This is a genomic window from Cupriavidus sp. FW305-27 (assembly GCF_058787995.1).
The window spans coordinates 39,456-60,027 of record NZ_JBYTAG010000011.1; the positions used below are offsets into that span (position 1 = coordinate 39,456).

General features: G+C 63.3%; 17 protein-coding genes. 6 read left to right on the top strand and 11 right to left on the bottom strand.

The window, feature by feature from the left end:
* Nucleotides 1-13 precede the first annotated feature (13 nt).
* Nucleotides 14-925 (top strand): TauD/TfdA dioxygenase family protein, encoded by a 912-nt coding sequence (locus AC3WRI_RS07465; protein ID WP_010809760.1) that lies wholly within the window; start codon nucleotides 14-16, stop codon nucleotides 923-925.
* Nucleotides 926-1,003: 78 nt separating this feature from the next.
* On the opposite strand, the gene AC3WRI_RS07470 is transcribed toward AC3WRI_RS07465, so the two are convergent.
* The 9 genes from AC3WRI_RS07470 to cyoA form a co-directional block, all read right to left on the bottom strand.
* Entirely contained in the window at nucleotides 1,004-1,999 is a 996-nt protein-coding gene (locus AC3WRI_RS07470; protein WP_011616966.1) for a Bug family tripartite tricarboxylate transporter substrate binding protein, read from the bottom strand.
* Nucleotides 2,000-2,258: 259 nt separating this feature from the next.
* Nucleotides 2,259-3,320, bottom strand: coding sequence for a beta-keto acid cleavage family enzyme (locus tag AC3WRI_RS07475; RefSeq protein WP_492292950.1), 1,062 nt, complete (start codon nucleotides 3,318-3,320; stop codon nucleotides 2,259-2,261).
* Between the two features lie 69 nt (nucleotides 3,321-3,389).
* Nucleotides 3,390-4,370 carry a quinone oxidoreductase family protein gene (locus AC3WRI_RS07480; RefSeq protein WP_492292952.1) on the bottom strand — a complete coding sequence of 327 codons (981 nt, stop codon included), beginning with the start codon at nucleotides 4,368-4,370 and terminating at the stop codon, nucleotides 3,390-3,392.
* Nucleotides 4,371-4,660: 290 nt separating this feature from the next.
* Entirely contained in the window at nucleotides 4,661-5,653 is a 993-nt protein-coding gene (locus tag AC3WRI_RS07485) for a Bug family tripartite tricarboxylate transporter substrate binding protein (protein WP_010809756.1), read from the bottom strand.
* A gap of 174 nt (nucleotides 5,654-5,827) precedes the next feature.
* A complete protein-coding gene (locus AC3WRI_RS07490; protein ID WP_492292953.1) occupies nucleotides 5,828-6,814 on the bottom strand; it encodes a hypothetical protein in 987 nt (328 codons plus the stop codon).
* Between the two features lie 59 nt (nucleotides 6,815-6,873).
* Entirely contained in the window at nucleotides 6,874-7,299 is a 426-nt protein-coding gene (gene cyoD, locus AC3WRI_RS07495; protein ID WP_010809754.1) for a cytochrome o ubiquinol oxidase subunit IV, read from the bottom strand.
* Entirely contained in the window at nucleotides 7,296-7,952 is a 657-nt protein-coding gene (gene cyoC / locus AC3WRI_RS07500; protein WP_010809753.1) for a cytochrome o ubiquinol oxidase subunit III, read from the bottom strand. Before cyoC ends, cyoD begins: the two co-directional genes overlap by 4 nt.
* On the bottom strand, nucleotides 7,945-9,948 hold the full coding sequence (cyoB, locus tag AC3WRI_RS07505) for a cytochrome o ubiquinol oxidase subunit I (protein WP_011616962.1): 2,004 nt from the start codon (nucleotides 9,946-9,948) through the stop codon (nucleotides 7,945-7,947). Before cyoB ends, cyoC begins: the two co-directional genes overlap by 8 nt.
* Before the next feature lie 81 nt (nucleotides 9,949-10,029).
* Entirely contained in the window at nucleotides 10,030-11,079 is a 1,050-nt protein-coding gene (cyoA, locus tag AC3WRI_RS07510) for a ubiquinol oxidase subunit II (protein ID WP_011616961.1), read from the bottom strand.
* Between the two features lie 177 nt (nucleotides 11,080-11,256).
* Between cyoA and AC3WRI_RS07515 the strand changes: the two genes are divergently transcribed.
* From AC3WRI_RS07515 to AC3WRI_RS07525, 3 genes are all read left to right on the top strand, one after another.
* Nucleotides 11,257-12,576 (top strand): MFS transporter, encoded by a 1,320-nt coding sequence (locus tag AC3WRI_RS07515; RefSeq protein ID WP_011616960.1) that lies wholly within the window; start codon nucleotides 11,257-11,259, stop codon nucleotides 12,574-12,576.
* 183 nt (nucleotides 12,577-12,759) lie between these two features.
* A complete protein-coding gene (locus AC3WRI_RS07520; protein ID WP_010809749.1) occupies nucleotides 12,760-13,668 on the top strand; it encodes a DMT family transporter in 909 nt (302 codons plus the stop codon).
* 350 nt (nucleotides 13,669-14,018) lie between these two features.
* Complete coding sequence (locus AC3WRI_RS07525) at nucleotides 14,019-14,579, top strand: cysteine peptidase family C39 domain-containing protein (protein ID WP_010809748.1); 561 nt, start codon at nucleotides 14,019-14,021, stop codon at nucleotides 14,577-14,579.
* 340 nt (nucleotides 14,580-14,919) lie between these two features.
* On the opposite strand, the gene AC3WRI_RS07530 is transcribed toward AC3WRI_RS07525, so the two are convergent.
* Nucleotides 14,920-16,167, bottom strand: a complete 1,248-nt coding sequence (locus tag AC3WRI_RS07530) for a hypothetical protein (RefSeq protein WP_037024008.1) — start codon at nucleotides 16,165-16,167, stop codon at nucleotides 14,920-14,922.
* A gap of 635 nt (nucleotides 16,168-16,802) precedes the next feature.
* On the opposite strand from AC3WRI_RS07530, the gene AC3WRI_RS07535 reads away from it, so the two are divergent.
* The gene (locus AC3WRI_RS07535; RefSeq protein WP_439669909.1) at nucleotides 16,803-17,837 is read left to right on the top strand and encodes an endonuclease/exonuclease/phosphatase family protein; all 1,035 of its coding nucleotides are present in this window, start codon (nucleotides 16,803-16,805) and stop codon (nucleotides 17,835-17,837) included.
* 56 nt (nucleotides 17,838-17,893) lie between these two features.
* Here AC3WRI_RS07535 and ppk1 read toward each other — a convergent pair whose 3' ends face one another.
* A complete protein-coding gene (gene ppk1, locus AC3WRI_RS07540) occupies nucleotides 17,894-20,029 on the bottom strand; it encodes a polyphosphate kinase 1 (protein WP_011616956.1) in 2,136 nt (711 codons plus the stop codon).
* A 200-nt stretch (nucleotides 20,030-20,229) separates the two neighbouring features.
* On the opposite strand from ppk1, the gene AC3WRI_RS07545 reads away from it, so the two are divergent.
* Nucleotides 20,230-20,511, top strand: coding sequence for a hypothetical protein (locus tag AC3WRI_RS07545; protein ID WP_010809744.1), 282 nt, complete (start codon nucleotides 20,230-20,232; stop codon nucleotides 20,509-20,511).
* The last annotated feature ends 61 nt before the right edge of the window (nucleotides 20,512-20,572 follow it).

Sequence of the window (20,572 nt, forward strand, 5' to 3'; positions counted from 1 at the left end):
GGAGACAACCTTCATGATCCAACGCCTCAAAGCGGCACCCGCAGTGGTCCGCGCAACCTCTCTGGGCAATTCGATCCAGGTCGAGCCAGTCACCTGCACGATCGGTGCTGAGCTCAGCAACGTCAACCTCGGCGCGGCTGCCGAAGACGAGCAGCTGATGGCTGAAATCCGCGCCCTGCTCCTCAGACATCGCGTGCTGTTCTTCCGCGACCAGGACATCACGCGCGCGCAGCACGTAGCTTTTGCGCGCCGCTTCGGCGAGCTGGAGGACCATCCGGTGGTGGGCAGCCATCCCGATTACCCGGGGCTGGTCCAGATCTACAAAACCCCGGACAGTCCTCCCGACCGCAACGAGAATTCCTGGCATACCGATGCCACCTGGCGCGAGAAGCCACCGCTAGGCTGCGTGCTGCGCTGTATCGAGTGCCCACCCGTGGGCGGCGACACCATGTGGGTCAACATGGTCGAGGCCTACAACCAGTTGCCCGAGGATATCAAGACGAAGATCGCCACATTGCGCGCGCGCCACGGCATCGAGGCGAGCTTCGGTGCCGCCATGCCGATCGAAAAGCGTCTTGCGCTGAAGGCCCAGTACCCGGACGCCGAGCACCCGGTGGTGCGCACCCATCCCGAAACCGGAGAGAAAGTGCTGTTCGTCAATGGAAGCTTTACCACGCACTTCACCAACTACAACGTGCCGGCCAATGTGCGCTTCGGCATCGACAAGGCGCCGGGTGCCGCAAATCTGCTTAGCTACCTGGTCAGCCAGGCCACCATCCCCGAGTACCAGGTGCGTTTTCGCTGGAAGAAAAACAGTGTTGCGTTCTGGGACAACCGTTCGACCCAGCACTACGCAGTGATGGATTACCCCCCGTGCCACCGGAAGATGGAGCGCACCGCAATTATCGGTGACGCGCCTTACTGAAAGATCGACACGACCGGTCGGGCATGCCGCAACGGTAGTCACCACCCAGCCCAGTTGCGCGGCCGGGTGACTGCCGTATTATTCCGGCTGGTAGTTGATGGACTTCAGCAGCGCGGCCTGTTGCTGGTATGCCTGCTTCAGGTCCGCCATCATCTCTTCCGAGGTGGCGGCATTCCCCTGCTCCATGCCCATATCCTTGACGCGGTTCTGCACTGCGGGCTGCTTGAAATACGCCAGCGTCGCCTCGCGGATTTTTTGCTGGACCGCCGGAGCGACATCCGGGCGCGACCACACGGCGAACCAGCCCGCTTGCGCCAGCTGCGGGTAACCGAGCTCCTTGAACGTCGGCACATCCGCCAATCCGGCAATCCGGGTCGGATAGGCCACGGCAATCGCTCTGATCTTCCCCGCCTTGATCAGCGGCATTGAGGTAGTCACCCCATCGAACATCAGCGGCACATGGCCGCCCATCAGGTCGTTCAATGCCGGAGGAGAGCCCTTGTAGCCAACATGCCGCATTGGCACGTGGGTGAGTTGCCCGAGCAGTATGCCCGAGGTGTGGCCCCTCAATCCCGCAGCGTAGGAAGCGAAAACCAGGCCGTCCTTCTGCGATTTGCCGTAGTCCACCAACTGCTTGAGGTTAGAGACCGGCACATCCTTGTTGGCAACCAGCACCAACCCCGTGCGGCTGACCTGGGCCAGGGGCTTCAGGTCGGCAAAGGGCTTGTAATAGACCTTGTAGGCCAACGGCGCTTCGCTGACGACACCGCCCTGGATGACCAGAAGGGTATGGCCATCCTTGCCGGTGGCCTGCAAATCGCTGATCGCCAGCGCGCCGGCGGCACCAGGCTTGTTTTCCACGATCACCGGCTTGCTCCACGCCTTCTGCAGGCCTTCCGCCAGCAGCCGCGCCAGGGCGTCGGCGCTGCCGCCGGCAGGCCCCGCCACCACCAGGCGGATCGGCTTGCTTGGCCAATCCTCCTGGGCGTGAGCCACGGGCACCCCACCGACGACACCGACTCCGATCGCCAGGGCGTATCCGCGCCACCATAGGTTATTGGTTCGCTTCCTCATGTCTGTACCTCTTGATTGCCGTCTTTTCTCAATTCTCGGATCGCCACGCGTCAACCGGCTTGACCGATCACGCCAAGTTGTTGTCGATTCGCGCAAACAGAGGGAAAACCCTGCTCGCGGTATCGGCCACACGGCAATTGAGGTCTGGGGGGTCCACGGCAGCAAGGCGAAAGAGCGGGACCCACACCGTCGCGGGTCCCGCCTTCGCCATCACATGTTGGGTCCGGGATGCCGGGCCGTCAGTTCCTCCAAGGGCTCTTTACATGCATTCGGCCTTGCGCAGGAAGCCCTGGTGGCCACCGTTACGATTGGGTGCGAAGCCATTCTTCTGAAGCGTCTCTTCCACCGTGTCGTAGAAGACCCCAAGCTGCAAGATCTCGCGGGTCTGCTGCGCCGTCGCGATGGGGCGACCAAATTCGCCGGCGATACGCACCAGTTGCTTGATCTGCTCGACGGTGCTCATCTTTCCCGTGCGGGTCTGGTTCCAGAGCACGTCCTCGATGCCACACCGCACATGCAGGCCCAAGGCCATGCCGATCATGTTGATGGGAAGCACATTCAACACCGAACTCTCCACCGTTACCACGGCTCCGTCCGGCACAGCGCACAGGATGTTTGCCAGGTTGTAGATGTTCGCCTGATCCATGCCGCCGCTGATAGCCACCCAGTTCATCACCAGCGGGCCCTTGTAGACGCCGCGGCGAATCATCCGCTCAATCGTTTCAAAGCTGTTGATGTTGTAGCACTGAAACTCACTCTGAATCCCGGCGGCTGTCAGACGCCGAACGTGCTCCTCGAACCAGCTGGGATTCGAGGGCACGACCATGTCCTTGTAGGTATCGTAGAGGTGCGCGAACCCTCGCGACAGTCCTTTGAAATCATCCACACCGGCATGCTCCGTCACATTCATCTGCGAGGTGTTGACGGTCACCGTCACCTGGTCGGGCTTAGGATCGAGTTCGGCCAGCATATGCCGCGTGTCATCGCTAAGCCATTTGGCGCCTTGGCCCTCTTCAGGCGCGAAGCTGATGGAGCCGCCCACCTGGATGACCATTTCAGGACAGGCCTTGCGCACGCCGGCGATCAGCTCATTGAACTTGGACAGGCGCTTGCTGCCCTTGCCGTCCTCTTCGCGCACGTGCAGATGCAGCACTCTCGCACCGGCTTCATAGCAATCCACCGCCTTCTGGATCTGGTCCGCTATGGTGACCGGGATATCTTCCGGGAAGTCTGACGGGATCCAGCCCGGCGCATAGGGAGCGGCGGTGATGATCAGAGGCTGCTGGTTCTCGGGATACAGGTGGCCGTCAAGGAAGTTCATGTTGGTGGATCTCCGGGTTGAGATGTGAATCTTGAGAAGGTCGATGGATGAGACAGCTGCTTCGTGCCGTCAAATCACGAAAATGGACGAGCCGGTGGTCTTCCGCGACTCCAGGTCCCGGTGTGCCTGCACGGCATCCTCCAGGGCATAGCGCTGATTGATCCCGATGCGGATGCGGCCAGCCGCCACGTGGCCGAACAGCTCGCCGACCAGTTCCGCCTTCTCGGCAGGATCGGCGATATAGTCGGCCAGGCCCGGGCGTGTCAGGAACGCCGAGCCCTTGCGGGCCAGAATTGCCGGATCGAACCCGGTTACCGGGCCGGAGGCGAAACCCACGCACACCAGCAGGCCGCGGCGCCTGAGGGAGTCCAGCGAGGACATGAAGGTGTCCTTGCCCACGCTGTCGAAGACCACGTTCACGCCCACGCCGTCGGTCAGTTCCCGCACGCGCCTGGCCACGTCCTCATGGCTGTAGTTGATGGTGTGGTCACAGCCGTGGGCGCGCGCCACTTCGGCCTTGGCATCGGTCGAAACCGTGCCGATCACCGTCAGCCCCAACAATTTGGCCCACTGCGCAACGATCAGGCCAACACCACCTGCCGCGGCATGCAGCAGGATGGAGTCGCCCGCCTTGAAGGGGTAGATCCGGCGCATCAGGTAGGCCGCCGACAAACCGCGCATGGTCATGGCCGCCGCGACTTCGCAACTGATTGCCTGCGGCAGCCTGATCAGCGGACCGGCAGAGATCAGCCGCTCCGTGCTGTAGGCGCCCAGCGTGTTGGTAAATCCGGTGTAGGTCACACGGTCGCCGACCGCCAGATGGGTGACGCCGGCACCGACAGCCTCAATCACGCCAGCGGCCTCGTTGCCGATGCCGCTGGGCAGCGGCACCTTGTACGTGCCGCTGCGGAAGTAGGTATCGGCGAAGTTCAGGCCTGCCGCCACGTGGCGGACGCGGACCTCCCCCGCTCCGGGCTCACCAACGCTGCCGTCCTCAAGACGAAGGACGTCGGGTCCGCCGGTTTCATAGAACTTAACGATTTTCGCCATGCCGTCTCCTGTTCTCTATCGAATATGACCGTTCACCTGCGGATCGGCGGTTGAGCTCGCCGAAGGACAAACCGGTTTGGGGATGCAGTGGATGGGTTGATGTCTGGGTGTGTTTCGCGACGATCGAATCATCTGGCAGGGGGCAACGTTCCGCTTTACCTGGCACGCCTTGAACTTTCCTTCTTATGACAAGGATTCGCTGGTGCAGGCGCACTGGATCGTTGACGGCCGGCTGCCATCATGGCGGGCAGTGGGCCGCTGGGCAGGCCGCAATGACGGGGCGCCAGCCCCTATTCGTCGACCCTGATCCCTGCGTCGCTAGCGATCTTCGACCAGACTTGCAGATCGCTGCGGACGATCTCGCCCAGCTGCGCGGAGGTCTTTACCGGCGGCGGCTCGAAGTTCAGTTTCTTCATCAGCGCCGCGATCTCCGGCAATGCCTGCACCTTGTTGGCCTCATCGGACAGCCGCTTCACGATCGCCGGACTGGTTCCGGCCGGGGCGAACATGCCGAACCATCCCACCGTGTTGAACTTGTAGCCCTGTTCACTCATGGTCTTGACGTCGGCAAGCTGTGGCGAGCGCACGTTGCCGACGATGGCAATGCCACGCACCTTCCCGGAACGCAGGAACGGAACCGCGACGCTGGGATCGGTCCAGCCGATCTTCAGCACCCCTGAAGAAAGCTCGGTGAGCAGTTGACTTGTTGTCCGATATGCGACGTGCTCGGTCTTCATGCCGGTCTGCTTCTTCAGCCATTCCATGGTCAAGTGCGCGGACGAGCCGGTGGCCCAGCTGCCATAGCTGTACTTGTCCGGATTCGCCTTCACCAGCTCGATGAGTCCTGGCAAGTCGTGCACCGGCAGATCCGGGCTCACCAGCAGCAACACCCCACCCGCGGCTGTCTGCGCGATCGGCATGAGGCCCTTTCTTGCCTCCTGGGATATGGACTTCATGACGGCAGGCGCAACCACCATGTTGGATGCCGTTGTGTAGAGAATCGTGTAGCCGTCCGGCGCCGCCTTGAGAACGGCATTGGTTCCGATCACCCCGCTGCCGCCCGGCCGGTTCTCCACGACCACGGCCTGCTTCAGCGATTCGGAAAGGCGCTGCGCCATGGCCCGCGCCAGCGCGTCGGTTCCCGAGCCGGGAGACGACGGAACGATCATTTGAATCGGGCGTGCGGGCCAGGCTTCCTGTGCCTGCAGCGGCCCTGGCGCGCACAGGGCAATGATTGCCTCTGCGCACAATGTGATGGCGAGCAGCTTCTTCAGTGATGACATCGTCGTCCCCAGTTCTCTCGACTATTCCCCAGCCTGAAAAGTGCTGCCAGCCCCACCATTGGGCGGCCAGCGATTGCTACCGGCTCAGGCTATCGTGCGCAAATCATAGCAGTCGAAATTTTTATTGTCGACATGAATATATTTGGCTGGGTCGCGAGGTTGCCGGGGATCGATTCAGTCCGGCTTCTTGCCCGTTGGCGCCGTGCCCTCCGTCGCGGGCGCCTCGAAGGCATCGAACAAAAAATCGGGGGCGCTGGTGTTGTGGCGCGACCGGACGGTACGGCCGAATCGCACCGCGGTTGCCTGCATTGAAGTAACTGCCATCACCGGCTTCCTGATGGCCTCACCAGCCGGCCCGGTCGTCCAGGTGACCTCGCTCGCGTCTGCGTTGTCGTCGGCAACATACATGGAGCGCAGCATCGCGAACGCGCGCTTGGCGTCATAGGCCGGCAGGAACCGGACATCGAGCGCAGTACGCATGTCGCTGATTTCAGTGATCGCGACCGTTGCCTGGCCTCCGCCAGTGAAATGCAGCGTGAAAGCCAAGGGCTGCGGCTCGATTTCTATCCGAGCGATGTTGACCACCGGGCGCCCTTCCTGCTCTATCGGCCCCAGCAGGAACGAAGAGCCATAGGCATTGACACCCAGGTGGCGGGCCGGCAACGGTTTCGCCCGCCAGTAGCCATCGGCGGGATAGAGCACCAGGACCTCGGTACGGGTCCGCCCGGATTTCCGGAACACCTGGATCAGGTGAAAACCGGCATCGGCCCTGCCCGCTACCGTGACCGGCACCCGATGTGGCCGCCAGAAGCTTGCGAACGTGATCCCGACAATGGCAATGTCCCTGCCGTCGTAAAGGGTGACCGTGCGCGGCACGAAGACATGGCGGGGATCAGTCGGGTGAGGCGTCTTGCCGAAGTTGCACCCGGAGAAATCCGGCGCGGAGCTGTCAATGCGGATGGCGTTGACGTAGGGCGGATGCAATGCCTGGATGCGGAACCTGCCAACCGCGGCGGCGGACAGCGCGAACGAGACATTGTCTTCTTCCGCGCATGGGCCTGGCGTGCTGAAGTTCTCGACCTCCACGGCCAGCCGCTGCGCGCAAGCCGGCACGGAAAGCAGCGCCAGGCACAGGGTCGCGACAAGGCGCGTTGCGCGCATGCCAGGCTCCGTGAACGGGAATGAGGCGGGATCCGATTCCCGCCTGCGTGGACCTGTTCCTACTTGGTCCTGGGCGGCACGATCGCAGTGCCGGCGTCGGTGGTGCGCTCATGCTGCATGGTCGGCATCATGTTGCTGTTCAGGTGGAACATCACCCAGAGCGAACCCGTCAGCGTGATCACCACCAGCACCAGCGTGAACATCAGCGACAGCATGTTCCAGCCGCCCTCCGACCGCGCGTTCATGTGCAGGAAGTAGATCATGTGCACCACGATCTGCACGGCCCCGATCAGCAGGATAACGATGGCGGTGGTGGACGACTTGTCGAACACCTTTCCCATCACCAGCCAGAACGGGATCGCGGTCAGGAAGACAGACAGCACGAAGCCCGTCAGGTAGCCGCCCAGCGTGGCATGCGGCCCCACGTCCTCGTCATGCCCGTGGCTGTGTCCGTGGCTGTCCAGCGTTTCGTCGTGCGCGCTCATGGCAACGCTCCCATCAGGTAGACGAAGGTAAAGACGCCGATCCAGACGACGTCAAGAAAGTGCCAGAACATCGACAGGCACATCAGCCTGCGCTTGTTGGCCGTGATCAGCCCGTGCTGCGCCACCTGGGTCATCAGCACGACCAGCCAGATGATGCCGCACGTGACATGCAGCCCGTGGGTTCCGACCAGTGCGAAGAACGAGGTCAGGAACGCGCTGCGCTGCGGCCCTGCGCCCTCATTGATCAGGTGCGCGAACTCATAAAGCTCGACCGCCAGGAACCCCGCGCCGAAGACCCCCGTGATGGCCAGCCAGATCTGGGTTCCGGCGATGCGGTTCTGCTGCATCTGCAGCATGGCAAAGCCGTAGGTAATCGAAGACAACAGCAGGAACGAGGTGTTCAGTGCCACCAGCGGCAGCTCGAACAGCTCTGCCCCGCTCGGTCCCCCCGCATACTCCCGGCCCAGCACGCCATACGCGGCGAACAGGCAAGCGAATATCAGGCAGTCGCTCATCAGGTAAAGCCAGAACCCCAGCAGCGTCCCGTTCTGCGGGTGATGGTCTTCGGGCAGGTAGAACTGGTAGCCTCCCGGCGGGGCCGCGTCCGCGGTGCCGGTGCCGCTCACATGGTTGGGAAAGGTCGTGTCAGCCATGGCCAGCCATCCGTTGTGTGCGCGCCGCTTCGGTCTGGACCACCAGGTCGGCCGGGAGGTAATAGTCGCGCTGGTAGTTGAACGTATGGATGATCGCGCCGATGATCGTCGCCGCGAACGATGCTGCCGCCAGCCACCAGATGTGCCAGATCAACGCGAAACCGCAGAGCGTGGAGAACCCCGCGAGCACGATGCCGGCCGCGGTGTTCTTCGGCATATGGATCGGAATAAAGCCCTGCTGCGGCCGCGCGTAGCCATTCTGCTTCATGTGCCACCAGGCGTCGGTGTCGTGCACTACCGGCGTAAAGGCAAAGTTGTACTGCGGCGGCGGGGATGAAGTCGACCATTCGAGCGTGCGGCCGTTCCACGGATCGCCAGTCAGGTCCCGAAGCTCCTCGCGGTGGATGAAGCTGACCACCAGCTGGACCAGGAAGCAGGCAATGCCGATGGCGATCAGCAAGGCGCCGAACGCAGCCAGCTGGAACCAGACCTGGTGCGTCGCGTCCTCGAAATGGCTCATGCGCCGGGTCACGCCATGCAGCCCCAGCCAGTACAGCGGCATGAACGCAAAGTAGAAGCCGACCAGCCAGAACCAGAACGATGCCTTGCCCCAGGACGAGACCAGGCGATAGCCGAATGCCTTCGGGAACCAGTAAGTAATGCCTGCCATCAGGCCGAACAGCACGCCGCCGATGATCACGTTGTGGAAATGCGCGATCAGGAATAGGCTGTTGTGCAAGGAGAAGTCAGCCGGCGGCACCGCCAGCAGCACGCCGGTCATGCCGCCGATCACGAACGTGACCATGAAGCCGATGGTCCAGAGCATGGGGGGCTCGAAGCGGATCTTGCCGTGGTACATCGTGAACAGCCAGTTGAAGATCTTGGCACCGGTCGGGATCGATATGATCATGGTGGTGATGCCGAAGAACGAATTGACGCTGGCGCCCGATCCCATCGTGAAGAAATGGTGCAACCAGACCAGGTACGACAGCACGGTGATCACTACCGTGGCGTAGACCATCGACGCGTACCCGAACAGGCGCTTGCGGCAGAACGTGGCGACCACTTCCGAGAACACCCCGAACACCGGAAGCACAAGGATGTACACCTCCGGATGGCCCCATATCCAGATCAGGTTCACGTACATCATGGCGCTGCCGCCCAGCTCGGTGGTGAAGAAGTTGGTGCCGACGTAGCGGTCGAGCGCAAGCAGCGCCAGCGCCGCGGTCAGCACCGGGAACGCGGCAATGATCAGCACGTTGGTGCACAGCGCGGTCCAGGTGAAGATCGGCATGCGCATCAGCGTCATGCCGGGCGCCCGCATCTTGACGATGGTCACCAGCAGGTTGATGCCGGATAGCAAGGTCCCTACCCCGGCCACCTGCAGCGCCCATATGTAATAGTCGACGCCGACGTCAGGGCTGTGGATGATGCCGGACAAGGGCGGATAGGCCAGCCAGCCGGTGCGCGCGAACTCGCCCACGAACAGCGACATCATGACCAGGATGGCACCGCCCGTGGTCATCCAGAAGCTGAAGTTGTTCAGGAACGGGAAGGCCACGTCGCGCGCGCCGATCTGCAGCGGCATGACGAAGTTCATCAACCCCGTGACCAGCGGCATGGCGACGAAGAAGATCATGATCACGCCGTGCGCGGTAAAGATCTGGTCGTAGTGGTGCGGCGGCAGGTAGCCAAGGTTGTCGCCGAACGCGATGGCCTGCTGGATGCGCATCATGATCGCGTCGGCAAAACCCCGCAGCAGCATCACGATGCCCAGGATCACATACATGATGCCGATCTTCTTGTGGTCGATGCTGGTGAACCATTCCCGCCACAGGTAGCCCCAGAGGCGATAGTAGGTGAGCGCCGCGACGATTGCGCCCCCACCGATCACCACCACGATGAAGGTGCCGAGCAGGATGGGATCGTGCAGCGGGAGGGCCTCCCACGAAAGCCGGCCGAAGATCAAATTGGCGAGTTCCGAGCGCTCGGGCATGTTTGTCACCTGGGGCCTGAATTAACCAACCATGGCCGATGGGGCTGGCCAGTACCGCAAGGGAAGATCCGGATCCGCACCCTACTGCAGCAGCACCCGGCCGTCATTGCGCGCGGACTCCGACGCGAACACGGGCGCTGTGGCCGCGGTGTTGCGCGCCGTGCAGATGCCGGCGAACGGGTCGAATTTGCCGCGGCTGCGGTCAAGCGCCATGGTGTCTGCCATGCACCGCCCGCCGCCCACGCAACGGTTCAGGATCAGGTCGTAGAGGCCTGGCGCCACGCTGGCATAGCGTTGCACCGCGTCGCGCTCGCTGGGCTGCGCGAGCTTGAGGTACGTATCCGTGGACAGGCCCTGGCCCGACGACTTGACCTGCTGGATCCAGCTCTCGAAGTCCTGGTTGGACAGCCCATGGAACTTGAAACGCATGTGGGAGAAGCCCGCGCCGCTGTAGTTGGCCGAGAAGCCTTCATACACGCCGGACTTGTTGATCACGGCATGCAGCTTGGTTTCCATGCCGGGCATGGCGTAGACCATGCCCGCCAGCGACGGGACGAAGAATGCGTTCATCACCGAGGTGGCGGTGATGCGGAAAGCGATGGGCCGGTCGACCGGCGCCGCCAGCTCGTTGACGGTGGCGATGCCCTGCTCGGGATACAGGAACAGCCACTTCCAGTCCATCGCCACCACCTCCACCGTCAGCGGCTTCACGTCTGCCGGGACCGGCCGGCCTGCGTCGATCCGCGTCAGCGGCCGGTACGGATCGAGCTGGTGGGTGCTGACCCAGGTCACGGCGCCCAGCGCGATGATGATCAGCAGCGGCGCGGCCCAGATCGCCAGCTCGAGCACAGTGGAATGGTCCCAGTCGGGGTTGTAGGGCGCATCGGTCGCACTTTCCCGATAGCGCCACGCAAACAGCAGCGTGAGGATGATCACCGGAACGATGATCAGCAACATCAGGCAGGTGGCAATGATGATCAGGTCGCGCTGGCGCAGGGCCATGTCGCCGGATGGCGCAAGCAGCACTGCGTTACAACCGGCCAGGCACGCCAGCATGACTGCGGCGGCACATCGCAGCAGTAGTCTTCCCTGCACACGTCTTGGCGGCACTACAGAGTCGAAGCGGCCCATAGTCTCGGAAGTGGCGTCTGAGGAATATCGGCAAACTGCCGGCGAACTCACCTTTCGTTTTTCTATGGCAGTTTAGGCGCTATTCTTGTCAGTGCGAGACTTAAGAGCCAATTTCATCGGAATGGGGTCGGCTCCATGTGCAGTATCGACGCACTCCTGCCAGAAGGAGACTTGACGATGGCCAGCCTCACCCACCAGCATCGCGCATCGCCGACTGCACCTCCGGCGCCCGGCCACCACCAGGTGGCACCCGCCGAGATCGCCACCGGGGTGGTGATCGGACGGGCCTCGGAGTACTTTGACTTCTTCGTGTACGGCATCGCCTCCGTGCTTGTCTTCCCGGCGGTCTACTTCCCGTTTGCGAGCGAGCTGGCGGGGTTGCTCTTCAGTTTCACGATCTTCTCGTTTGCGTTTATCGGACGCCCGTTCGGCACCGCGCTGTTCATGCGCATCCAGCGGCGCTGGGGCCGCGGCATCAAGCTGACGGCGTCGCTGTTCCTGCTCGGCACGGCCACGGTGGGGATTGCGTTCCTGCCGTCGTACGCCTCGATCGGGGCCGCGTCGATCTACCTGCTGGCGCTGTTCCGCTTCCTTCAGGGCATTGCGTTCGGCGGGTCGTGGGACGGGCTGCCGTCGCTGCTGGCGCTCAACACGCCGGAGGACAAGCGCGGCTGGTATGCGATGGTGGGCCAGCTCGGCGCACCCACCGGGTTTATCGTCGCCAGTTCGCTGTACCTGTTCCTGCATGCCAGCCTGACCCCGCCTGAATTCATCGAGTGGGGCTGGCGCTATCCGTTCTACGTGGCCTTCGCCATCAACGTCGTGGCACTGTTTGCACGGCTGCGCCTGGTGGTGACCCATGAGTACACGCAACTGCTCGAAGAAGACGAGCTGGAGCCGATCAGCACCTTGCAGATGGTGAACGCGCAAGGCTTCAACATCTTCCTGGGGGCCTTTGCTGCGCTGGCCAGCTATGCGCTGTTCCACCTTGTCACGGTGTTCCCGCTGTCCTGGGTGATCCTGCACCGCTCGCAGAGCATCTCCGACGTGCTGGCCGTGCAGATCGTGGGCGGCTTCATCGCGTTCATCGGCACGCTGCTTTCCGGCTGGATCGCGGACCGCGTCGGCCGGCGCACCACGCTGTCGGCAATGGCCGTGCTGATCGGCATCTTCAGCCTGGCAACGCCGTGGCTGCTCGGTGGCGGCGCGACCGGCCAGGACATCTTCATCCTGGTCGGCTTCGGCTTGCTGGGCCTGTCGTACGGACAGGCTGCGGGCGTGGTGACGTCGAACTTCGAACGCCGCTTCCGCTACACCGGAGCCGCGCTGACCACGGACTTCGGCTGGCTGTTCGGCGCCGCCTTTGCGCCGCTGGTGGCGCTGGGCCTGTCTTCGCTGTTCGGCCTCGCAGCGGTCAGCCTCTACCTGCTGTCTGGCGTGATCGGCACGCTGGCCGCCTTGCGCATCAGCCGGGCGCTCGGGACGCCTGACATGTGACTGCGGTCATGGCCTGCGCAAGGCCATGACGATTCCCCTGCGACGGGCGGGCTGATTCGCCGCCCGATTTCCTCTTGCGCTTCCTTGCTTGCTGGCCCCTGCCCGGCTGCCTGACCCTTGGCGCCTGGCGCCCCGGCGCCGCATATGGCGGATAATGCGCTATTTGCAAGCACTTCCCTCCCCATGCCCGCAAGCAGCAACACCACTGGACGCATCGACTGGACAACGCTGTTCCTGCTTACCTTCCCGCCACTGAGCTGGGCCGGCAATGCCATCGTCGGCCGCCTGGCCGCCGGCACGGTGCCACCCATCACCTTGAACTCTGTGCGCTGGGTGCTGGCAGGGCTGCTGCTGGCACCCTTTGCCTGGCGCGGCGTGATCGAGCACCGCGCGGCACTGCGCCGGCACGCCGGCGTGATCACCGCCCTGGGCGTGCTTTCGATCGCCAGCTATAACGCCCTGCAGTACCTGGCGCTGACCACCTCGACCCCGATCAACGTGACGCTGATCGGCGCATCCACGCCGCTGTTTCTGATCGTGATCGGCGCGATCTGTTTTCGCGAACGGGTGAAGCCATGGCATGTCACCGGGGCACTGCTGTGCATGGTCGGCGTGACCTTCGTCCTGGTACGCGGCGAACTGGGCCGGCTCGCCCAGCTGGACCTGGTTGCCGGCGACCTGTTCATGCTGGCCGCCACCATCGCCTGGAGCGGCTATACCTGGCTGCTGCGCAAACAGCGGCCCGCCGTGCCCCTGCCCGTGCTGCTGTTCGCGCAGATCGTCACCGGCGTACTGGCAAGCGCTCCCGTGACGGCATGGGAGCTGATGACGCTGGACCAGCCGCTGCAATGGAGCGGCAAGGTCGCGGCCATCCTGCTCTATGTAGCAACCATTCCCTCGCTGCTCGCCTACTTTGCCTGGGACCGCGCCATCGCCCGCGCGGGCGCTCAGTTGCCGGTGTTCTTTATCACCCTGACGCCGGTATTCGCGGCGCTGCTGTCCACGCTGCTGCTGGGCGACTGGCCCCGCTGGTACCACGCGGTGGGGCTGGCCGCGATCGCGGCGGGAATCTGGCTGGCGCAGCGGCGTTGAGGGGGCCGGCCGGTCCACACCAGGGACCAGGCATGCCCCGGGCGTTTCAATCCTGAATCAGTCTCGCTGCGGCTGCACTAACCTGTTTGCACGATGGGCTCGCGCAACCTGGTGCACTACCCTCGCAGTAGAGCTCACACCACTGAAACCGGGGGGGAATCATGGGTGAACGGAATCCGCGCGGGCAACACGCGTCGGCTGACCTTGCACGATGCGAGGCGCCAGCAAAAGACATCGAAGCTGAATCAGCGCCATCGCGGCGCACACAGCAACCCAGGATAAGGCCCACGGTGCATCCCGGCACTTCCGACCTGCATTTCATTGCTGGCCGCCGGGAGCCTCCTGCCGCAATGAGCCGGCTCACGGCTGCGGACGATCCGTTGCTGGGCTGCCTGCTGTTGCTGAACCGGGCCCTGCAACGGACGGTGCCTTCAGCGGTCCTGCTGGAAGGGCTGCCGCTGGACGGGCAGGCCCTGACGTTGCCGCTGCTCTGCACTGCGGCGGCGCGCGCCGGCTTGTCGACCCGGCTGGCGGAGCACGACCTCGACGATATCCCGGATACCTCGATACCGGCCATGCTGTTGCTGGACAAGAACAGGCCGTGCGTACTGCTGCAGCGCTGCGAGCACGGACGGTTTCTCGTCGCCCTGCCAGGCTGGGGCGGTGGGGTGCAGGAAGTCAGCCGCGAGGAACTGCTGACCCAGTACAGCGGGCACGCCGTCTTCGCGCAGCCAACGCTGCAAGCGGCCGTGTCAGCCGATACGGAGCCGGCACAGCCGTGCCCGTGGCCCGGCGACGCGATGCGGCCATCATGGCGGCGCCGTTGGGAGCGGCTGCTTGCCTCGACGCTCAGGGCACTATGCCTGCGGGGCAGGCTGCCGGCTGAGGATGTGGTCCGCGCTGGTGGCTAGTCATTGTCCGGCCAGACAGGCGCGGCTCCGATGACGCATCAGGACGTCGGCGATGCCGACGTGTTGCCCGAACTGCTCTGCCAGGTCCCCACCGACAGGTCACGTTGAGCGGAAACCGCATCTCGTAGCGGTGGCCGACATCCTCGGTCAACCCGGCCGGGGTCATCGGCGCTCCGCACTGTCCCGGTATGCAATAGGTCAAGCCGAACGCGCTGCACGCAGTCGTTCACCATGCCAGGCGCCTTGGGGAAATGAAAAGGAGGCAGGGCAATTTGCCCTGCCTCCGCTCAGGCGCCGGTCTGCCCTCCCCGGCACAGACGCGCGCCCCCGTCCAACCGGCTTAGATGACGCAGGCAAGCTTGACGGTGAGGCCTCCCCAATCGGTGGCCTGGTTGGTGTCGACCTGTACCTGCAGCTTGTCGTTGCGGTTGACGGTTCCGGACGGCACCTCCTGGCTGCAGCTCTGCTGGCCATTGCTGATCTTGCAGCTCAGGTCCCTGACCGGCGTGATGGTCGCTGAAGCGCCGGCCCCTGTCACCGTGTGGACCGAAATGTCCAGCGTTCCCTGCACCTTGCCGAGTGTGGTGGCAGTGAGCGTGACACGGCTGCAATCGTAGGGGATCACGACGCCGAAGTCCGAAGGCAAGGGAACCGCCCCGCCGGCGCCGGTCATGGCATAGTTGCCGCGGCTGAGCGTGGCTGGCACGTTGAAGTTGCCGTTGTAGACGGTGCCTGTCCCCATGCTCACGCCCGAAGTTGGCCACTTGCCGCCCGCCTTGGGACCGTACAGCGTCGAGGTCGTGGTGTCGAAATAGAAGTCGCCATCGACGCCGATGTCGTCGGTCGGCGCACCGCTGCCGTACAGGATGTGACCGCCATTGCCTGCAGTGCCGCCACCGGTGCCGCCGGTGCCGCCGCTGCCGCCCGGCTGGGTGACCAGCGAGACCCCTGCCGGCCACACGTCATTGGCCTTGGGCCCGTACAGCGTCCAGGTATCGGTGTCGAGGTAGTAGTCGCCATTGTTGCCAACGCTGTTGGCTGGTGCCCCCGCGCCCGTCAGGACGACGCCGCCACCGGTGCCCGACCCGGTGCCGCCACCCATCTGGACGCCCGGCGGCCACGTGCCGTTTGCCTTGGGCCCGAACAGGGTCGAGGTGGAGGTATTGATGTAGTAGTCGCCATTGTTGCCGACGCTGTCGGTCGGATCGACCGAGCCGGACAGGATGGTGTTCCCGGCCGCTCCGGTATTGCCGGTACCCGCCACCGAAACCCCTGCCGGCCACGTGCCGTTTGCCTTGGGCCCGAACAGCATCCAGGTCACGGTATTCAGGTAGAAGTCCCCGTCCTTGCCGATCTCGGGCCCGGGATCAGTGGTACCCGACAGCATGGCGCTGCTGCTGGCGGCGGTCTGCGTTGCGGGCGTTGTTGGCGTCGTGGGTGACGCTGGCGCTGACGTTCCCGTGCCTGGGGCTGTGGCGGCGGCGCTGGCAGGCGTCGATTCGCCCCCCCCGCCTCCCCCGCAACCGGCGGCCGTGATGACCAGACAGGCGAGCGGCAAAGCCACAAGTTTCAAATGGATGCGTTTCATGGATGGACCCCTTTCCCTGGCTTTTGAGCACATAGAATTCGTCAGCCTTGGCAAGCGCCAACGATGAGGTCAATCTAGCTGGCGGAATCGGAATGGAAAATCGGCTCTATGGACGAGCTTCGGTTATGCGAAATGGCGTCCCTCAGCGCGGATGAAAATGCCCGCGCGGGATAATGCCGGAGCGCTCGGCACTATTTACGGGGTACAGTCGCCGCGGGGCTGCGCAATTCCCGTGAAGCCTTGCAGGACAAGGCATTTCCGGCCATGGAAAGTGGCTTCCGGAGGCTCCGGCAGCCACTGCGGACACTGTTTTCCAGCGCCCCGAAAATGCCGTCAATCGCCACTGGAGTGGAATGCCGGCGCGAGCTGAACGGCTTAGCGAGGAAGTATTAGACAGGCCGCCAGAGCAGTCGGAAAAAGTATGTATAGCAAATGAAACGTCATGGGCGACAGAAAATTAATGGTGAAGGCAGGCCACTGTCCGAATACCCACTCGGCACGATCGGGCTGTGAGATGTCGACCCGCGGGTATCCTCGCGTGGCCCGGCGATTGTCATCGAAACGAGATAGACACCGGGTGCCAGGCTTGCTGAACTCCGGGGGCGATTCGCGCATGCGCCAACGGAGAGTCCGCCATGAACCTGAAGACACTAAGTATCGCGACGTTCAACCTGTACAACCTGAATGTGCCGGGCCTGCCTCTCTATACCGACCGCAACGGCTGGAGCGAGCAGGAATACGAGCGCAAGATCGCCTGGACGGCGAGCCAGCTGAAGCTGATCGACGCCGACGTGGTCGGATTCCAGGAGCTGTGGCATGGCGACGCGCTGCTCGCGGCAGTCGAGGCCGCCGGCCTGGCCGATGCCTATGACGTGCTGGTGCCGGACAACGCCAATGGCAAGGGCATTGTGTGCGCAGCCATCGTCCGCCGCGGGTTGCTCGCGGGCGAGGCCGAGTGGATCGCCGATTTTCCCGAGAAATTCGTGCTGAAATCGAAGGGAGACGATCCGCAGACACCGCAGATCAGCGTCAGTATTCGCGGCTTTTCCCGGCCGGTCCTGCATTTCACCATCCGGCCGCGCGAGGATGAGCCTGCCATGCACATGTACGTATGCCATTTCAAGTCGAAGCAGCCGACCCGGATCGATGGCGAGGCCTGGTATGAAAAGGAAATCTACGCGAAACATGCCAAAGCCGTCGGCGCTGCGTTGTCGACGATCCGGCGTACCGCCGAAGCGGCCGCGCTGCGCTTCATGCTGACCGACAGCATGAAAGACAACAACACCGCAGTGGTGGTGATGGGCGATATCAACGACGGCCAACTGAGCAATACCGCCAATATCCTGACCGAGCAGCCTGCCTATCTGGTGGGTGACTCGGTCGGTGGTGGCGATATTGCGCTCTATACCGCGCAGACATTGCAGGAATACCGGGACACGCGCGATGTCTACTACACCCATGTCTTCCAGGATTTTCGCGAATCGCTTGATCACATCCTGGTCAGCGAGCAGCTATATGACAACAGCAAGCGGCGCCGCTGGCTGTTCGACGGGCTCATTATCAACAACGATCACCTGAACTTTAGCGATCACAAGGGCCTGGGCACCAACGACCATGGCATCATCCGCGCGGTGTTCAGACACCGGCCGATCCAGGACGATCTCGGTTGAGCAGCGGCACGGCCACGCAGGCGCGGTGCCGCGCCAGCGTGGCCCTTATGCAGGGCTCACGTCAACGCCGACAGCAGGATATTCTGCGCGCCCTCGCCGTCACGCGAGCCCTGACGCTCGTATGTTCCGTCCGGCGCCATCTGCCAGGTGTCACGCCGGTCTGCCAGGTACGGTTTCAGCCCTTCCGCGATAACGCGCTCCTTCAACCCGGCATCAAGGATGGGAAAGCAGATCTCGATCCGCCGGGACAGGCTTCGCTCCATCCATTCACCGCTGGATAGCATGACCTTTTCCGCCCCGCCATCGTGAAAATAAAAGATGCGCGAGTGCTCGAGAAACCGGCCCATGACGGATTTCACCGTAATGTTCTCCGACAGGCCGGCAACGCCGGGGCGCAGCGCGCAGGCGCCCCGGATGATCAGGTCGATACGGACTCCGTCGCGTGAGGCGTCGTACAGCGCCTGAATCAGGTCGGGTTCCAGCAGCGCATTCATCTTGACCACGATCCATCCCTTGCGACCGGCCCTGGCGTGCCCGGCTTCGCGCCGGATCGCTTCAAGCAACCCCGTCTTCAAGGTGAAGGGCGATTGCCAGATATGGGTCATGCAATGGGTCTGGCCACGACCAGTCAGCTGGCTGAACACTTGCGCCACATCCTGCGTCAGCGACTCATTGCAGGTGAGCAATCCAAAATCCGTATAGGTGCGCGTGGTCTGGTGGTGATAGTTCCCGGTTCCGAGATGCACATAGCGCCGGAGCTTCCCACCCTCGCGTCGCAGTACCATCACCATCTTGGCGTGCGCCTTGAAGCCGACGACCCCATAGATGACATGCGCGCCGACTTCCTCCAGTTGCGTTGCCCAACCGATATTGGCCTCTTCATCGAAGCGGGCCAGCAGCTCCACCACGACGGTGACTTCCTTGCCGTTGCGCGCGGCCTCAATCAGTGCCGAGAGCAGGACCGAGTCGTGCCCGGCCCGATACACCGTCTGGCTGATTGCCACCACATCGGGGTCCTGTGCCGCCTGCCTGACAAAGTCCACCACCGGTGTGAACGACTGGAACGGGTGATGCAGCAGGATGTCGCCCTCGCGAATGGCACGGAAGATATCGGAATGCTCGTGCAGCACCTTCGGCAGGCCGGCCCGGAAAGGCAGGTACTTCAGTTCCGGCCGGTCCACCTGATCTGGCACCTGCATCAGGCGAACCAGGTTGACCGGTCCGTTGACGGAGAACACCTCGCTTGCCGCCAGGCCGAACTGCTGCTGCAGGAATCCAGTCATTGCCGGCGTGCAGTTGTCAGCCACTTCCAGCCGGACCGCATCACCATAATGACGGTGCGGCAGTTCGCCTTGCAGCGCCTCGCGCAGGTTCTTGACCTCTTCCTCGTCCACGAACAGTTCGCTGTTGCGGGTCACGCGGAACTGATAGCAGCCGCGCACGGTCATGCCACTGAACAGCTCGCCGACGTGGGCATGCAGGATGGAAGAAAGGAACACAAAGCCATGCTCGCATCCGGCGATCTCCGGTGGCAGGGCGATCACCCGCGGCAACGCTCGTGGCGCCTGCACGATCGCATAGCCGGAGTTGCGCCCGAACGCATCCTTGCCCTCGAGTTCAACGGCGAAATTCAGGCTTTTGTTGAGCACCCGTGGAAACGGATGCGCCGGGTCCAGGCCGATCGGCGTCAGGACTGGCATCAGTTCGGCGAAGAAGAACTCCCGGATCCATTCCGCCTGCGCGAGGTTCCACGAGGGCCGCCGCAAGAAGCGGATCTGCTGCTCGGCCATGGCCGGAATCAGCATGTCATTGAACAGGCGGTACTGCTGATCGACCAGTTCCCGGACCCGTTGGTTGACCCTGGCATAGACCGCCTGCGGCGTCAGCCCGTCCGGGCCGACCACCGGAGACTGAAGCAAGCACTGCTCCTTCAGGCCGGCCACGCGGATCTCGTAGAACTCATCCAGATTGCTGCTGAAGGTACACAGGGCACGCAGGCGCTCAAGCAGCGGCACCGCGGGATCGGCGGCCTGCTCCAGCACGCGGCCGAAGAACTCCAGCTGGCTGAGTTCGCGGTTGATATAGAGCTCATTGCCATTCAGCAGGCCATCCGGGTCGACCGGGGTGCCGAGGCGCCCCTCCTCCGCGTCAATTGGCGGCGCATTCTGCATGGGATCGGATTCGGGTTTCATGATTGAATGTCGGTGCGGGGGAATCCTTCCCGATTCTAGCTGGCGTATTGCGCATATCGAGGCGAATCTGATCGCACTGGTCCCGCGAAATACGTACCATCTTACGAGCATTCGCTGCGTAAAATGATCTGACGCGCCCACTGGAGCCGCCAATGACACACGAAATACCGTCTGCGACCGAGACCACCCCCGAAGGTCTGATGCGCTTGATCGAGCATATTGGAGGTGCTGCAGCGCAAGGTCATCTTGACCCGGAGTTTGTGCGCAAGCTGGGCAAGCGCATTGCCAACGAATTGCAGCAGATGAAAGCGACCAGGCTACCGGGTGACCGCGAGCTGGCGGGCCTGGACGACGGCATAGAGGCCCTGCTGCTGGCCGCGGACCGCAAGCACGGCGCCAGGCTGACCCGATCGCTGCAGAAGTTGCGGGAGCACGAAAGCCCCTTCCCCGGCGGGGAGTCGAATGCAAGCCAGTCGCACTAGCAGTGCTGCCTGGTGAAGTGAGTTCATTAAGCAGATGGTTCAATGACCTGGGTCGTTATTG

Excerpts from the sequence above, each read along its gene's own strand:
- AC3WRI_RS07465 (WP_010809760.1), top strand. The coding sequence starts at position 14 with ATGATCCAACGCCTCAAAGCGGCACCCGCAGTGGTCCGCGCAACCTCT.
- AC3WRI_RS07470 (WP_011616966.1), bottom strand. The coding sequence starts at position 1,999 with ATGAGGAAGCGAACCAATAACCTATGGTGGCGCGGATACGCCCTGGCG.
- AC3WRI_RS07475 (WP_492292950.1), bottom strand. The coding sequence starts at position 3,320 with ATGAACTTCCTTGACGGCCACCTGTATCCCGAGAACCAGCAGCCTCTG.
- AC3WRI_RS07480 (WP_492292952.1), bottom strand. The coding sequence starts at position 4,370 with ATGGCGAAAATCGTTAAGTTCTATGAAACCGGCGGACCCGACGTCCTT.
- AC3WRI_RS07485 (WP_010809756.1), bottom strand. The coding sequence starts at position 5,653 with ATGTCATCACTGAAGAAGCTGCTCGCCATCACATTGTGCGCAGAGGCA.
- AC3WRI_RS07490 (WP_492292953.1), bottom strand. The coding sequence starts at position 6,814 with ATGCGCGCAACGCGCCTTGTCGCGACCCTGTGCCTGGCGCTGCTTTCC.
- cyoD (WP_010809754.1), bottom strand. The coding sequence starts at position 7,299 with ATGAGCGCGCACGACGAAACGCTGGACAGCCACGGACACAGCCACGGG.
- cyoC (WP_010809753.1), bottom strand. The coding sequence starts at position 7,952 with ATGGCTGACACGACCTTTCCCAACCATGTGAGCGGCACCGGCACCGCG.
- cyoB (WP_011616962.1), bottom strand. The coding sequence starts at position 9,948 with ATGCCCGAGCGCTCGGAACTCGCCAATTTGATCTTCGGCCGGCTTTCG.
- cyoA (WP_011616961.1), bottom strand. The coding sequence starts at position 11,079 with ATGGGCCGCTTCGACTCTGTAGTGCCGCCAAGACGTGTGCAGGGAAGA.
- AC3WRI_RS07515 (WP_011616960.1), top strand. The coding sequence starts at position 11,257 with ATGGCCAGCCTCACCCACCAGCATCGCGCATCGCCGACTGCACCTCCG.
- AC3WRI_RS07520 (WP_010809749.1), top strand. The coding sequence starts at position 12,760 with ATGCCCGCAAGCAGCAACACCACTGGACGCATCGACTGGACAACGCTG.
- AC3WRI_RS07525 (WP_010809748.1), top strand. The coding sequence starts at position 14,019 with ATGAGCCGGCTCACGGCTGCGGACGATCCGTTGCTGGGCTGCCTGCTG.
- AC3WRI_RS07530 (WP_037024008.1), bottom strand. The coding sequence starts at position 16,167 with ATGAAACGCATCCATTTGAAACTTGTGGCTTTGCCGCTCGCCTGTCTG.
- AC3WRI_RS07535 (WP_439669909.1), top strand. The coding sequence starts at position 16,803 with ATGAACCTGAAGACACTAAGTATCGCGACGTTCAACCTGTACAACCTG.
- ppk1 (WP_011616956.1), bottom strand. The coding sequence starts at position 20,029 with ATGAAACCCGAATCCGATCCCATGCAGAATGCGCCGCCAATTGACGCG.
- AC3WRI_RS07545 (WP_010809744.1), top strand. The coding sequence starts at position 20,230 with ATGCGCTTGATCGAGCATATTGGAGGTGCTGCAGCGCAAGGTCATCTT.